This is a genomic window from Pseudomonas sp. MDT1-17, assembly GCF_054898105.1.
Window position 1 is genome coordinate 168,864 of record NZ_JBUBVM010000001.1, and the last position, 15,551, is coordinate 184,414.

The following is a 15,551-nucleotide window of genomic DNA, read 5'->3' on the forward strand; positions in this document are numbered from 1 at the left end:
GCATCCCGATGGATGCCTGCACCCTTTTCAGGAATCGTAGTCATGCAGCGGGTCATCAGGGATGCGCAAGCCACACCAGAGGGCATGAGTGCGCTGCAAGCGAAAGTCGCCCTCATCCAGAAACACTTTCCGCCAACCGTCGCCAGCCTCTTCGCCATCCCGCGGATGGGCAGCGGCGAGGTGCTGGAATGGTGGACCGAACTGGGTGGCCAACCCACGCCCTATGCCGCCCTCAACGAGGACGCGCAACGACGCTTGCTGGAAACCTATGAAGTGCGTCAGATGTCCCTCGGACAGCTGGCGGACGAACTGCAAAAACGCGGTCAGCCCACGGTAGCGGATGACTTGCGCAGCCTGCTCGGCACGCCTGAGCTGGACAAACTCTACAGCCTCAATGGTGAACCGCTGGTGGTGCGCTGGAACCAGCGTCCGCCAAAACCAATCGTGCCGCCGGTTGTTCCAGTGGTGCCGGTCGCGCCTCCGTCGCGCCGGGGCTGGTGGATCGCGGCGGCATTGCTTGCGCTGCTGTTGCTGCTTTTGGCGCTCTGGGCTTATTGGTGGTTCCTGCACCGGGAAAAAATTGTCCCGGTCGAGCCAGTGGCGCCGGTGGTTACACCGATTGAGAAACCGGTTGAACCTGTTCCCGAGCTTGTCGTGGTACCGGAGCCAGAACCGGTTCCTGTTCCTGTTCCTGTTCCTGTTCCTGTTCCGGTTCCAGCACCAGCACCAGAACCAGAACCCGCGCCGAAACCAAAGCCAGTCCCGCCACCAAAACCTGTGGTCGTCGCCCCGCCACCGCCACCGCCACCGCCACCGCCACCGACGCTGGACAACTTTGCTTGCCGCAAAAAAGCGCCGAACGCAGTGATCCCTCAATTTGTCGTGGTGCTCGATACCTCAGGCTCGATGGATTTGAACATCAAGTCAGTGAAAGCCGACGAGGACTGGTTTTATGCCAACGAGCTCAACAAGTTCCTGGATGCGAACCGCACCATGCGGATCTTCGCCAAACCCAGCCGCATGGACGTAGCCAAGGACTCGCTAGCCGGCATGATCAACGGGCTGGACCCGAAGATCGACACGCGCCTCATCACGTTCGCCGGCTGCAACAGCACACCGGACCGGGGCGTGTTCAAGTTTGGCGACCGCCAGCGGCTGATCAACGGGATTCGAGGTCTGGTTCCCGACGACGGCACACCGCTGGCCGACAGCCTGGCTCACGCTGCAAGCACCGTGGACGGACGCAACAACGATGCGGTTATCGTGATGTTCGTCGACGGTGAGGACGGTTGCCAGAAGGACGTCTGCGCCGTATCCCGCCAAATCGCCAGAGAACAACCGCGCCTGCGGGTCAACGTGGTGAAGATCGGTGCCGGTGGACCGTCGCGCTGTATCGCCGAAAACACCGGTGGCCGGGTTTACAGCAGCACCAATGCGGCTGAGCTGGGCAAGCAGTTGAAACTGGCGAGCAAGGAAGTGTCGAGCAACGCCAAGTGCGATTAGTCACTCGGCTTGAATATTGAGGTGAGCCCATTCGCGAGCAAGCTCGCTCCCACAGGATTTATGTCGTTCACAATCAGGTGGAACGACCCATAACCCTGTGGGAGCGAGCCTGCTCGCGAAGGCTATTTCAAAGGCGACTCAACGAAACCGGTCAACCTCATGACGCAAGTCCGCCGCCAGCTTCTCCAGCTCTTTGGCGGTCACCGCCAGGTTCGACACCACTTCACGCTGCTCACTGTTTGCCAGCGCAATGCTTTGCAAATTGCTGCTGAGCAACGTCGCCGTGCTGCTCTGCTCCTGAGTCGCGGTGGTGATCGCCGCAAATTGCTGCCCGGCCGAACGGCTTTGCTCATCGATACGTGCCAGGGCACTGGCGACGTTGGCGTTGCGCGACAGGCCTTCCTGCATCAACACGTTGCCCTGCTCCATGGTGCTGATGGCGTTGCCGGTTTCCTGCTGAATGCTTTGGATCATGCCGGAAATTTCGTCAGTCGCTTCGCGAGTGCGTGAAGCCAGGTTGCGAACTTCATCGGCCACCACCGCAAAACCACGACCCTGCTCGCCGGCACGAGCGGCTTCGATGGCGGCGTTGAGCGCCAGCAGGTTGGTTTGATCGGCAATCGAGGTGATCACACCAACAATGCCACCGATTTCCTGGGAGCGCTGACCCAAGGTATTGATCACCGTCGCCGTGCTCTTGAGCGCGCCGGCGATTTGCTCCAGAGACGAGGACGCTTCGTCCATCGACGTACGACCGATCTGGGTTTGCTGTGCGTTTTCCTGAGCCAGACGCTGGGTGCTGCCCATGTTGTCGGCAATGTTCAGGGAGGTGGCGCTGAACTCTTCCACGGCACCGGCCATGCTGGTGATTTCGCCCGACTGCTGCTCCATCCCTTCATAGGCACCGCCGGACAGACCGGACAAGGCCTGGGCACGGCTGTTGACCTCTTGCGAAGCCTTGCGGATGTGCTCGACCATGGTCGACAAGGCTTGACTCATCTGGTTGAAAGCGCGGGCCAGTTGACCAATCTCGTCGTTGCTCGACACGTTCAGCCGCACGCTCAAATCACCGGCACCCAAGGCTTCAGCCTGACGCACCAAATCACCCAGCGGCGCGAGTTTGCTGCGCAACAGCCAGACTGCCGCGCCCACGGCGATCAACATCGCCAGCAGACTGCCAATCGCCAATTGAATACCGACACTCCAGGTCACGGCACGGATTTCGGTTTTCGGCATGTTCGCCACGACCGACCATGGGCCGCCTTCAAACGGTACGGCAATACTGTAGAAATCTTCGGACTTGTCGCTCCAGAACGCGCCCTTGCCCGGTGTCTTCGCCAAGCCAACGATGCTCTGAGTCGCCTGATCCAACGCCTGTACACCCGCTATCGGCACCAGCCATTTGCCCTGGTCATCGAGCAGCGCCAGGGAACCGGTCTGGCCGATACGGAAGCGCTTGAGGTTGGCGAACTGCGCGTTCTGAGCGTCGGTGTAATCGAATCCTACGTACAACACGGCAATGACCTTACCGCTGCTGTCGCGTACGGGGGTGTACTGCGACATATAGAAGCGCTCGAAAAGCAAAGCTCGGCCCACGTAGCTCTGCCCCGCCATCAAACGGGCGTAAGCCGGGTTCGCGTGATCGAGCAGGGTGCCTATGGCACGGCTTCCGTCTTGTTTGCTGACATTCGTGCTGACCCGAATGAACTCCTCACCGCTGCGCACAAACACCGTGGCGACACCCGCCGTCATCTGCTTGAACTCGTCCACTTCCTCGAAGTTGTTGTTCAACACTTCGCTGCCCAGGTGCAGGCCCGGGGTCTGGGTGCCCGCCACGGTCACCGGTTCGTCCGGATGCACGCTCAGACCCGCGCTGAAGCGCTTTTCGAACAAACCGGCCAGGCGCTGGGTACTTTCACGCAACGTGCCGTGAAAGGTGCTCAACTGATCGGCCAGCAACCGGGCTTCACTGGCCAGGTGCTCTTCGCGGGTGGCAAGGTTGGCGGTGTCCAGCGAGCGCAGGGCGAACACGGTACTGCCGCTGATGACAATCGCCAGTATCACGGCAAGCGCAAGACCAAGCTGTGAGGCGATCCGGGCACGAGGTTGAGACATGACAGCTCCTGGCCGAGTGACCGGATCATCCTGATCACGACGCACACTCAGCAAAATTTCTAATGGGAATTACGTCGAACCTGCACGAAGGTTCCATCTGCAGACTTTCGGCGGCAAACCTGAATACTTGAGTAATTGACCGGGATATGGCTCAAGGCTGCCATTGCGGCGGCTCTATCGATTCAGCTCAAGTGCTCGACGTCCGGTAATTCCATGGCGCGAACTTCGCCCTGGAGAAAATCGCTGAGCCTGCGTAGACGTTCTCCTCCGGGGCGTGTTTTCGGCCAAACGAGGTAATAATTCTCACCGCTGGCGACGGCAGTCGGCCACGGCAAACTCAGACGCCCCTGAGCCACATCTTCCGCCACCATCAACAGATCGCCCATGGACACGCCATAGCCTCTTGCGGCGGCGATCATGCCCAGCTCCAGCGTGTCGAACACCTGCCCGCCCTTGAGTGACACCTGGTCCGCCAGCCCCATGCGTTCCAGCCAGCTGCGCCAGTCACGACGATCCGGCGTGGGGTGCAGCAGTTCGGCATTGGCCAGCCGCGCGACATCCCACGGTTGATCCTGCAGAAGATTCGGCGCGCCGACTGGAATCAGCTCTTCCGGGAACAGGAAACTCGCCTCCCAGTCCGGCTGAAAATGCCCGTTGCTGAGGATGACGGCGCAGTCGAACGGTTCATGGTTGAAGTCCACCGAGTCGACGTCCATCCAGGCGCTGGTCAATTGCACCTCATTGCCGGGTTGCAGGTGCCGAAAGCGGCTGAGCCTTGCCAGCAGCCAACGCATGGTCAGGGTCGACGGCGCTTTCATGCGCAGAATGTCATCCTCGGCGCGCAAGGTATTGCAGGCCCGCTCCAGAGCGGTGAAGCCTTCACGGATGCCCGGCAGGATCAGCCGCGCCGATTCGGTCAATTGCAGATTGCGCCCGCTGCGGTGAAACAGCCGACAGGCAAAATGGTCTTCGAGTGTACGAATATGCCGGCTGACCGCACTTTGAGTGATCGATAATTCTTCGGCCGCACGGGTAAACGAGCTGTGTCGCGCCGCCGCTTCGAATGCGCGCAGGGCATACAAGGGAGGAAGACGACGAGACATTCGGAAAGCTCCTATAGCGGGATTCGGTCACCCTAGCAGAAACTCTCCAGCATGAGTTTGAATCATGCGACCCATCCTTTTTATCCCTTTGTGCAAACCCCGTAGAGCGCCGAGAATCGACGCTTCCAGTTCTCTTTGGGCTGTCCTTTTTCTCTTGATTAGCCGAGCGTGATGATCATGAAACATCCAGCACGTACCGAACTCTGGGCCATCCTGCGGCTGGCGGGGCCGTTGATTGCCTCGCAGTTGGCGCACATGCTGATGATCCTCACCGACACCTTGATGATGGCGCGACTGAGTCCCGAAGCGTTGGCCGGCGGTGGCCTGGGCGCAGCGACGTACTCGTTCGTGTCGATCTTCTGCATTGGCGTGATCGCTGCGGTCGGCACCCTCGTGGCAATCCGTCAGGGTGCCGGCGACATTGTCGGCGCCGCCAGGCTGACTCAGGCCGGGCTATGGCTGGCGTGGTTGATGGCGCTGGTGGCCGGGCTGCTGCTGTGGAACCTCAAACCGGTCTTGCTGCTGTTCGGCCAGACCGAAACCAACGTCCATGCAGCAGGACAATTCCTGCTGATCCTGCCGTTCGCCCTGCCCGGCTACTTGAGTTTCATGGCCCTGCGCGGTTTCACTAGCGCCATCGGCCGGGCAACGCCGGTGATGGTCATCAGCCTCGGCGGCACCGTGGCCAATTTCCTGCTCAATTACGCGCTGATTACCGGCATGTTCGGTCTGCCGAAACTGGGCCTGATGGGCATCGGGCTGGTCACAGCCATCGTCGCCAACTGCATGGCCCTTGCACTGGCCTGGCACATCCGTCGGCATCCGGCCTACGACGCCTATCCCTTGCGCCAGGGCCTGTCGCGGCCCAACCGCCAGTACCTTAAGGAACTGTGGCGCCTGGGCCTGCCGATTGGTGGTACCTACGCGGTGGAAGTCGGACTGTTTGCATTCGCCGCGCTGTGCATGGGCACCATGGGCAGTACGCAACTGGGCGCACACCAGATCGCCCTGCAAATCGTCTCGGTGGCGTTCATGGTTCCGGCAGGGCTTTCCTATGCGATTACCATGCGCATTGGTCAGCACTACGGCGCCGGGCAGTTGCTTGATGCACGGCTGGCCGGTCGGGTCGGGATCACGTTTGGCGGCGCCTCGATGCTGGCCTTCGCCATGGTCTTCTGGCTACTGCCCAATCAGTTGATCGGGTTGTTCCTTGACCATAACGACCCGGCCTTTCGCCCGGTCATTGACCTGGCCGTGAGCCTGCTGGCGGTAGCCGCGTGGTTCGAGCTGTTCGACGGTACGCAAACCATCGCCATGGGCTGCATTCGCGGGCTCAAGGATGCCAAGACCACGTTTCTGGTGGGATTGGGGTGCTATTGGCTGATTGGCGCACCCGCCGCCTGGTGGATGGCCTTCCATTTGAATTGGGGGCCAACGGGCGTCTGGTGGGGATTGGCGCTGGGGTTGGCGTGCGCGGCGGTGAGCCTGACGCTGGCGTTTGAGTGGAAGATGAAAAGGATGATTCGGCGGGAGCCTGAGTCGCAGCAGCGTTTCGAGGTCCCCCAGCCAGACTGAGATCCCCTGTGGGAGCGGGCTTGCTCGCGAAGGGGCCGTGTCAGTCGACATCTACGTTAACTGACACACCGCTTTCGCGAGCAAGCCCGCTCCCACATTGGATTCGCGTTAAACCACGACTTCCAATGCGGGCTGCTGACTGCTGCCAAACGTCAAATACTCAACCAGCTCCGCCAGCGGCAATGGCTTGCTGATCAGATATCCCTGCACCTGATCGCAGCCAAACCCGCGCAACAAATCCAGTTGCTCCGGCGTTTCTACACCTTCGGCGACCACTTCAAGCTTGAGGTTGTGCGCCAGATTGATCATCGCGTGGACCAGTTTGCGATTCTCTTCGCGCTGTTCCATGCCGCCGACAAAGCTCTTGTCGATCTTCAGCAAGGTAATGGGCAGGCTGTTGAGGTGCACAAACGAAGAGAAACCGGTACCGAAGTCGTCCAGGGAGAAGCGCACACCCAGACGCCCCAGGGCATCCATGGTCTGTTTCACCAGATCACTGCGGCGCATCACCGCGGTTTCAGTCAGTTCGAACTCCAGCCATTGCGCATCGACGCCGCGCTCGGCAATCAACCGACTTAGCGTCGACAGTAACTGGCTGTCCTGAAACTGCCGGAACGACAGGTTGATCGCCATGTGCAACGCCGGCAAACCCCGTTCGCGCAACGCCTGCATGTCGCGCAAGGCGCGGGAAATCACCCAGTAACCCAGCGGCACAATCAAACCGCTCTGCTCGGCCAGCGGCACGAATTCGCTCGGTGGCAGCAAACCCCGTTCGGCGTGACGCCAGCGCACCAAGGCTTCGAGGCCGACGATCTGCCCGTCTTCAAGGTTCAGGCGTGGCTGGTAATGCAGTTCCAACTCATCCCGACGCAACGCCCGACGCAGCTCGCTTTCGAGGTCGGCCATGCTGCGGGCATTGCGATTGATGCGCTCGTTGAAGATGTGAAAAGTGCAGCCCTGAGTGCTTTTGGCTTGTTGCATGGCGATGTGCGCGTGCCACATCAGCGGGTCGGCGCCGGCCTGAGCCCGGGCGTGAGCAATACCGAGGCTGGAGCCGATCAACAGGCTTTCGCCGTCGACCCAGTAAGGCTCGGCCAGCGCTTCGGTAATGCGCTCGGCCATCCATTCGGCGCGCTGAGGTGCGCGGCGAGTGTCAATCAGCAGGGCAAATTCATCGCTGCCCAGGCGCGCCAGTTGATCGCTGGCCTCAAGCTGGCTTTTCAACCGCGCGACCACTTGTAGGATCAGCCGGTCGCCGGCCTGATGGCCGAGGGCGTCGTTAGCGTGACGGAAGTTGTCGAGATCGAGGTGACCGAGGGCCAGGCCACGGCCTTCGTTTTCCGCCAGACGCGCCGCCAGCAAGGTCTGGAAACCCTGGCGGTTGGCGATGCCTGTCAGCGGGTCTTGCTCGGCCAGGCGCTGCAGTGTGTTTTCCAGCACGCCGCGCTCACGCACATGGCGCAGGCAACGGCGCAACATGCCGGCGTCGAGCAGGTCGCGCACCAGCCAGTCGCTCACGCCATCGGGCGGCAACAGCGGCTCATCGTCGAGCAACAACACCGTGGGCAAATTGCAACGGCCGGGCGCCGGCTGAAGGGCCGGGATCGTTAACAACACCGCGCTGCGGTTGTCATCGAACAGAGCGCTGACCGACTCCCAGCTCGGCGCGCTGATGAGCACGGCCGAGCTCCCCATCGGAGCCAGACACTCGCGCAACAACGCTGCCCACGCTGGCTCTTCGGCCAGTAGCAGCAAACGCAAGGGTTCGACAGGCGTAGACAAGCTAGCTCCCTAGACTCTGCAAAGATGTAGGCGACGGGCATTATGCAGCGCCGGTAACCAATGACCAAATGACATCGCTTATCAACCGTTGCTTTGTATCTTGAATGACGAACATTAGATGCACACTCATCGCACATCCTGCGTGAAAGTATCAAAACCGGCAAATATAGATAGCGTGCTGCGTCACAAGTCGGAGAGAGCAGCACAATTCGCTGAGCCTGTTAAAATGCCGGCCCATTTCGCAAACGACTTCCTGATTTCGTATGTCCCGACTCAATCCCCGGCAGCAAGAAGCCGTGAGCTACGTCGGCGGCCCTCTTTTGGTGCTCGCCGGCGCAGGCTCCGGCAAGACCAGCGTGATCACCCGCAAAATTGCGCACCTGATCCAGAACTGCGGCATCCGCGCCCAGTACATCGTCGCCATGACCTTTACCAACAAGGCGGCGCGCGAGATGAAGGAGCGGGTCGGCACCCTGCTCAAGGGTGGTGAAGGACGCGGCCTGACGGTCTGCACCTTCCACAACCTGGGCCTGAACATCATCCGCAAGGAACACGTGCGGCTGGGCTACAAACCGGGATTCTCGATCTTCGACGAGACCGATGTCAAAGCACTGATGACTGACATCATGCAGAAGGAATACTCGGGCGACGACGGCGTCGACGAGATCAAGAACATGATCGGCTCGTGGAAAAACGACCTGATCCTGCCGCCCGAAGCCCTGGAAAACGCCCGCAACCCCAAGGAACAGACCGCCGCCATTGTCTACACCCACTATCAGCGCACGCTCAAGGCGTTCAACGCGGTGGACTTCGACGACCTGATCCTGCAGCCGGTAAAGCTGTTCCAGGAACACCCCGACATCCTCGAAAAATGGCAGAACAAAGTCCGCTACCTGCTGGTGGACGAATACCAGGACACCAACGCCAGCCAGTATTTGCTGGTGAAGTTGCTGATCGGCACGCGCAACCAGTTCACCGTGGTCGGCGACGACGACCAGTCGATCTATGCCTGGCGCGGTGCCCGCCCGGAAAACCTGATGCTGCTCAAGGACGATTACCCGTCCCTGAAAGTGGTGATGCTGGAGCAAAACTATCGCTCCACCAGCCGCATCCTTCGCTGCGCCAACGTGCTGATCTCGAACAACCCGCACGAATTCGAGAAGCAGTTGTGGAGCGAGATGGGCCACGGCGACGAGATCCGGGTAATCCGCTGCCGCAACGAAGACGCCGAAGCCGAACGGGTGGCCGTGGAACTGCTGACCCTGCACTTGCGCACGGATCGGCCGTACAGCGATTTCGCGATTCTGTATCGCGGGAACTACCAGGCCAAGCTGATCGAGCTGAAGCTGCAACACCACCAGATTCCGTATCGCCTGTCCGGCGGCAACAGCTTTTTCGGACGTCAGGAAGTGAAAGACCTGATGGCCTACTTCCGCCTGATCGTGAACCCGGACGACGACAATGCCTTCCTGCGGGTGATCAACGTCCCACGCCGGGAGATCGGTTCGACCACACTGGAAAAGCTTGGCAACTACGCCACCGGGCGAAAAATCTCGATGTACGCCGCCACTGACGAAATCGGTCTGGGCGAGCATCTGGACGCACGCTTTACTGATCGCTTGTCACGCTTCAAGCGTTTCATGGACAAGGTCCGTGAGCAGTGCGCTGGCGAAGACCCGATCTCGGCGCTGCGCAGCATGGTCATGGATATCGACTACGAGAATTGGCTGCGCACCAACAGTTCCAGCGACAAGGCCGCGGATTACCGCATGGGTAACGTCTGGTTTCTGATCGAGGCGTTGAAGAACACGCTCGAAAAAGACGAAGAAGGCGAGATGACCGTCGAAGACGCCATCGGCAAACTCGTCCTGCGCGACATGCTGGAGCGTCAGCAGGAAGAGGAAGACGGCGCCGAAGGTGTGCAGATGATGACCTTGCACGCCTCCAAGGGCCTGGAGTTTCCTTACGTGTTCATCATGGGCATGGAAGAGGAAATCCTCCCGCACCGCTCCAGTATCGAAGCCGACACCATCGAAGAAGAACGCCGGCTGGCCTACGTCGGAATTACCCGCGCACGTCAGACGCTGGCCTTTACCTTCGCCGCCAAGCGTAAGCAATACGGCGAGATCATCGACTGCGCACCAAGCCGCTTCCTCGATGAACTGCCGCCGGACGACCTGGCCTGGGAAGGCAACGACGACACACCGGTTGAAGTCAAAGCTGTTCGCGGTAATACCGCATTGGCGGATATACGCGCGATGTTAAAGCGCTAGAATCGACTACTTTTTAACCAGCCTTAGACGCACAGGCGTCATTAGAGGAAAGCTTCATGGAAGCACTGCACAAGAAAATTCGCGAAGAAGGCATCGTGCTTTCCGACCAGGTCCTGAAAGTCGACGCCTTTCTGAACCACCAGATCGACCCGGCCCTGATGAAGCTGATCGGCGACGAATTTGCCACGCTGTTCAAGGATTCGGGCATCACCAAGATCGTCACCATCGAAGCCTCGGGCATTGCCCCGGCGATCATGACCGGTCTGAACCTCGGCGTGCCGGTGATTTTCGCCCGCAAGCATCAGTCCCTGACCCTGACCGAAAACCTGCTGTCGGCGACCGTTTACTCGTTCACCAAGCAGACCGAAAGCACCGTGGCGATCTCCCCTCGCCACCTGACCAGCAGCGATCGCGTGTTGATCATCGATGACTTTCTGGCCAACGGTAAGGCGTCGCAAGCGCTGATCTCAATCATCAAACAGGCCGGCGCTACGGTAGCTGGCTTGGGGATCGTGATTGAGAAGTCCTTCCAGGGCGGCCGTGCGGAGCTGGATGCGCAGGGTTATCGGGTTGAATCGTTGGCTCGCGTGCAGTCCCTGGCTGGCGGTGTTGTGACCTTTATCGAATAAAGCCACACCACACACCCCCTGTGGGAGCGAGCCTGCTCGCGAAAGCGGTCTATCAGCCAACAGTGATGTTGAATGTTATGGCCTCTTCGCGAGCAGGCTCGCTCCCACAGTTGTTTTGTGTTGGCGATTATTGCGCGGTGGCTTTAAGTCCGGTGAGCAGCAGCCGCTGAAACAAATCCTCTTTCAGCCCTTCCGGGTTCGTCAGCTGCATCCGCTCCAGATGCGCGGGAAACTCCGACGCCTCGGGCGCGTCCAACGCCGCCTTGCCCAGCTCCAGAATCTCTGTGAGTTTGAACTTGCTCTTCAACCAGTTCAGCGACCGCAACAGGTCCCGCTCTTCAGCGGTGAAATCACACCCCAGCGGATACTCCGGAAACAAATTCGGATGCAGCGCCTGAATCGCCTGCAAACGCTGCGGGCTGTTATCGGCGAACCGTGGATCAATGCGGAAGTTCTTCGGCAATTTACCAACGTTCTGCGCCTGCTCGATCAACCCCGGCTGAAAACGTGAATCGCTGATGTTCAGCAACGCCTCGATCACGGCCGCATCGGTCTTGCCCCGCAGATCGGCGATGCCGTACTCGGTGACCACGATGTCCCGCAAATGCCGCGGGATCGTGCAATGGCCGTACTCCCAGACGATGTTTGAACTCACCTCACCGCCCGATTCGCGCCAGCTGCGCAGGAGCAGTATCGAACGCGCGCCTTCCAGTGCATGGCCCTGGACAACGAAGTTGTACTGCCCGCCAACACCGCTGAGCACCCGCCCGTCTTCCAGCTGATCCGCAACACCGGCACCCAACAAGGTCATGGTGAACACGGTGTTGATAAATCGTGCATCGAGACGCTGCAAGCGTTTGAGTTCTTCCTGACCGTAGAGCTCGTTGATGTAGCTGATGCGGGTCATGTTGAATTCGAGGCGCTTGCTTTGCGGCAGCTCGCGCAGGCGCTCATAGAAACTGCGCGGCCCGAGGAAAAACCCGCCATGCACCGAGATGCCATCAGTCTGCGCGGCTTCGTCCAGCGTGCCGGCATTGGCCTGTTGCTGGGTCGGCACATCGGGGTAGACCTTGCGCCGCACAATCCCGGCGTCAGCCAGCACCAGCAAACCGTTGACGAACATTTCGCTGCAACCGTAAAGGCCTTTGGCGAAGGGTTCGACGCCGCCTTCGCGGTCGATGAGTTGCGCCCACTGGCTGAGGTTCACGTCCGCCAGCAACGCCTTGTAACCGATATTGTCGGCCTGCCGCGCCAGCAGTGCCGCGGTCAGGGCATCACCCATGGCGCCGATGCCGATCTGCAAGGTGCCGCCGTCGCGCACCAGCGTGCTGGCGTGCAGCCCGATGAAGTGATCCTGGAAACCCACCGGCATGTTCGGCGTGGAGAACAGCGTGGTGCTGTCCTTCTCGTCGATCAGCAGGTCGAAAGCATCCATGCCGACTTCCGCGTCCCCCGGCATGTAGGGCAAATCGTTGTGCACCTGGCCCACCAGCAGGATTGTCTCTCCCGCCGCCCGACGTTTGGCGATCATGGGGAACAGGTCGAGGGTGATGTCCGGGTTGCAGCTCAGGCTCAGGCGGTCGGGATGTTCGCTGTGGCTAGCCACCAATTGCGCCACCAGGTTCAGCCCGGCGGCGTTGATGTCTCGAGCGGCGTGGCTGTAATTACTGCTGACGTAATCCTGCTGGGCCTGTTCGCTGCGAAGCAGGCTGCCGGGCTGCATGAAGAATTGCTGAACATGGATGTTCGACGGCAGGCTGTCGCGATGCAGCTCGGCAAGAAAATCCAGTTCCGGATAATCGCCGAACACCCGTTCGATAAAGGGTTCGAGAAAACGCTTTTGCAAACCGTCACCCAAGGCGGGACGGCCCAGGCACAGGGCGGTGTAGATCGTCAGCTGCCGTTCGGGCACCTGCGCGATGCGTTGAAACAGCGCGTTGACGAAGTGGTTGGGTTTGCCCAGACCGAGGGGCAGGCCCATGTGGATATGCGCCGGCAACCGTGCCAGAACGTCATCGACCGCTTGCTCGATAGAACACAGCTGCACCATCTGATCCTCCCTTACATTCCGTGAATTGGGGTTGGACCGAACTTGCCGGGCCTCTGCTGCAAAGAATAGTCTCAGGCGCAAATCGCAGGCACAAAAAAGCCGCTCGCAAGCGGCTTTTTTGCTGGAGATGAAGGCTTATTTCAGGCCAGACATCTTCTGGATCGCGCCCTTGAGATCGGCATCAGTGCAGTCGGCGCAGGTGCCTTTAGGCGGCATCGCGTTGACGCCGGAGATCGCCTTCGCCAGCAAGCCGTCAAGGCCGCCTTCTTTCTTGGCGCGGTCGCCCCAAGCTGCGGCATCACCGATTTTTGGCGAGTTCAGCAGGCCTGTACCGTGGCAAGCGTTGCAATGTTTTGCAATCACTGAGTCAGGGGTTTTGGCATCGCCACCACCCGCCGAAGCAGCGACTTCCATCCCCTTGCACTCTTTACCCGCCACACAGACCTGGCCGACTGGCTCAAGGCGTTTAGCAATATCGTCGTTGGTCGCAGCTTGTGCGCTGACTGCCCATAGGGCCAATACGGTTGCTGGTACGGCCAGCATTTTCATAATTAGATTCACGCGTTCACCCTCAATGGTGGCTAGTCACGCCCACGGCCACGGTTCGCAGGCGGGCGCAAGTATAACGGTAAGCCCGCCACTCTGAAACAACCCTAAAGTCGAAGGGGTCTTATGCGTGGCGGAAAAACAACTCGGGCGCCTGCGCAATGCTGGCGGGACGCCTCTTTTGTTAGAAATTCGCTGGAGTAGCTGCGCTGATTAGTCGCGCCGGCGCATCGAACGGATTACGGAAACGGTGCGGTTTAGTGCTTTCAAAGTAGTAGCTGTCGCCAGCTTCGAGCACAAAAGTTTCAAGCCCCACCACCAGTTCAAGTCGACCTTCGAGCAAAATTCCGGTTTCCTCGCCCTCATGGGTGAGCATCTCGTCACCGGTGTCGGCGCCTGGCGGGTAGATTTCGTTGAGGAACGCGATGGCCCGACTCGGATGAGCCCTGCCGACCAGCTTCATGGTCACTGCGCCATCGGAAATATCGATCAGCTCGTTGGCTTTGTAGACGATCTGAGTCGGTTTTTCCTGCAGGATCTCTTCGGAAAAGAACTCGACCATGGACATGGGAATCCCGCCCAGTACTTTCCTCAGCGAACTGATCGAGGGGCTGACGCTGTTCTTCTCGATCATCGAAATGGTGCTGTTGGTGACGCCCGCGCGTTTGGCGAGTTCACGCTGGGAAAGTCCTTTGAGCTTACGGATGGATTGCAGTCGTTCACCGACGTCCAATGCTGGAGCCTCCAGGGATTCAGGTTATTGGAATATTGAGCGTTATCATGGCGACAGCGTTCAGTATTTACAACACTTGGACCTGAATCCTGTTTGGCGAGGCGACTTCCGATACGGACCGCTGACCGCTAACCCTCGGAATAGAGCTTTGGCACGCGGCGCAGGTTGCAGAAGATCTGATAGGGAATCGTGTCAGCGGCTGCAGCCACCTCGCTGGCGAGGATGTTTTTACCCCACAACTCGACAGTCGAACCCAGACCGGCTTGCGGCACATCGGTCAGATCGACGCAGAGCATGTCCATCGACACTCGGCCAATCAACCGGCTCCGCTGTCCGGCGACCATTACCGGCGTGCCGGTCGGTGCGTGACGCGGGTAGCCATCGGCATAACCCATGGCTACCACGCCCACACGCATCGGTTTCTGGGTGATGAATTTGGCGCCGTAACCGATCGGCTCGCCGGCCGGCAGTTCACGCACGCAAATCACTTTCGATTCGAGGGTCATCACCGGCTGCAGGCGCGATGCCACGGCATTGGCTTCCTCGAAAGGTGTTGCACCGTAGAGCATGATGCCCGGGCGAACCCAGTCGCTCGGAATCTGTGGCCAACCGAGCACCGCCGGCGAGTTGCGCAGGCTGACCTCGGCCGAGAGGCCCTGACGCGCCGCTTCAAACACTGCGACCTGATCGGCGCTGGCCTGCTCGTGCAGCTCATCGGCGCGGGCGAAGTGGCTCATCAGAACAATCTTCACCACCTTGCCGCTGGCCAATAGCCGTTGATATCCCGCCTGATAATCCTTTGGATGCAAGCCAACCCGATGCATGCCCGAATCGAGCTTGAGCCAGACCGTGATCGGCTTGCTCAACGCGGCGTTCTCGATGGCCTCAAGCTGCCACAACGAGTGCACCACGCACCAGAAGTCATGCTCGACGATCAGCGACAGCTCATCGGCTTCGAAAAACCCTTCCAGCAACAACACCGGTGCGCGAATGCCCGCGGCGCGCAGCTCCAACGCTTCTTCGATGCAGGCTACGGCAAACCCGTCCGCGTCGGCTTCCAGCGCCTGGGCGCAACGCACCGCGCCATGACCGTAGGCATCAGCCTTGATAACGGCGAGGGCCTTGGCCCCCGTGATTTCACGGGCGATCTGGAAGTTGTGGCGCAGGGCTTGAAGGTCGATCAGGGCACGGGCTGGACGCATGGCGGCAGGCTTCTAGGCGGTCATGGGAATAAAAACCGGC

The 15,551-nt window shown here is 60.0% G+C and carries 11 protein-coding genes; 4 read left to right on the forward strand and 7 right to left on the reverse strand.

Annotated elements, in window-relative coordinates:
• Nucleotides 1–42 precede the first annotated feature (42 nt).
• Nucleotides 43–1,503 (forward strand): vWA domain-containing protein, encoded by a 1,461-nt coding sequence (locus ACYZTX_RS00665; RefSeq protein WP_462032540.1) that lies wholly within the window; start codon nt 43–45, stop codon nt 1,501–1,503.
• A 138-nt stretch (nt 1,504–1,641) separates the two neighbouring features.
• Here the strand turns inward: ACYZTX_RS00665 and ACYZTX_RS00670 are convergent, their stop codons facing one another.
• Nucleotides 1,642–3,618 (reverse strand): methyl-accepting chemotaxis protein, encoded by a 1,977-nt coding sequence (locus ACYZTX_RS00670; protein WP_462032541.1) that lies wholly within the window; start codon nt 3,616–3,618, stop codon nt 1,642–1,644.
• Between the two features lie 182 nt (nt 3,619–3,800).
• The gene (locus ACYZTX_RS00675) at nt 3,801–4,721 is read right to left on the reverse strand and encodes a LysR substrate-binding domain-containing protein (RefSeq protein ID WP_461967127.1); all 921 of its coding nucleotides are present in this window, start codon (nt 4,719–4,721) and stop codon (nt 3,801–3,803) included.
• Nucleotides 4,722–4,898: 177 nt separating this feature from the next.
• On the opposite strand from ACYZTX_RS00675, the gene ACYZTX_RS00680 reads away from it, so the two are divergent.
• A complete protein-coding gene (locus tag ACYZTX_RS00680; protein WP_462032542.1) occupies nt 4,899–6,296 on the forward strand; it encodes a NorM family multidrug efflux MATE transporter in 1,398 nt (465 codons plus the stop codon).
• 108 nt (nt 6,297–6,404) lie between these two features.
• Here ACYZTX_RS00680 and ACYZTX_RS00685 read toward each other — a convergent pair whose 3' ends face one another.
• Complete coding sequence (locus ACYZTX_RS00685) at nt 6,405–8,078, reverse strand: putative bifunctional diguanylate cyclase/phosphodiesterase (RefSeq protein ID WP_462032543.1); 1,674 nt, start codon at nt 8,076–8,078, stop codon at nt 6,405–6,407.
• A gap of 263 nt (nt 8,079–8,341) precedes the next feature.
• On the opposite strand from ACYZTX_RS00685, the gene rep reads away from it, so the two are divergent.
• Nucleotides 8,342–10,351 (forward strand): DNA helicase Rep, encoded by a 2,010-nt coding sequence (gene rep / locus ACYZTX_RS00690; protein WP_449645038.1) that lies wholly within the window; start codon nt 8,342–8,344, stop codon nt 10,349–10,351.
• 56 nt (nt 10,352–10,407) lie between these two features.
• Entirely contained in the window at nt 10,408–10,980 is a 573-nt protein-coding gene (locus tag ACYZTX_RS00695; RefSeq protein WP_020799401.1) for a xanthine phosphoribosyltransferase, read from the forward strand.
• Between the two features lie 127 nt (nt 10,981–11,107).
• Here ACYZTX_RS00695 and ACYZTX_RS00700 read toward each other — a convergent pair whose 3' ends face one another.
• The 4 genes from ACYZTX_RS00700 to alr all read right to left on the reverse strand — a co-directional run bounded on the left by ACYZTX_RS00700 (nt 11,108) and on the right by alr (nt 15,511).
• Complete coding sequence (locus ACYZTX_RS00700; RefSeq protein ID WP_462032544.1) at nt 11,108–13,030, reverse strand: acetyl-CoA hydrolase/transferase C-terminal domain-containing protein; 1,923 nt, start codon at nt 13,028–13,030, stop codon at nt 11,108–11,110.
• Nucleotides 13,031–13,165: 135 nt separating this feature from the next.
• Nucleotides 13,166–13,591: a c-type cytochrome gene (locus tag ACYZTX_RS00705; protein WP_462032545.1), complete on the reverse strand. Its 426-nt coding sequence runs from the start codon at nt 13,589–13,591 to the stop codon at nt 13,166–13,168.
• A gap of 169 nt (nt 13,592–13,760) precedes the next feature.
• Complete coding sequence (locus tag ACYZTX_RS00710; protein ID WP_008150195.1) at nt 13,761–14,309, reverse strand: cupin domain-containing protein; 549 nt, start codon at nt 14,307–14,309, stop codon at nt 13,761–13,763.
• Nucleotides 14,310–14,437: 128 nt separating this feature from the next.
• A complete protein-coding gene (gene alr, locus ACYZTX_RS00715) occupies nt 14,438–15,511 on the reverse strand; it encodes an alanine racemase (protein ID WP_462032546.1) in 1,074 nt (357 codons plus the stop codon).
• Nucleotides 15,512–15,551 lie beyond the last annotated feature (40 nt).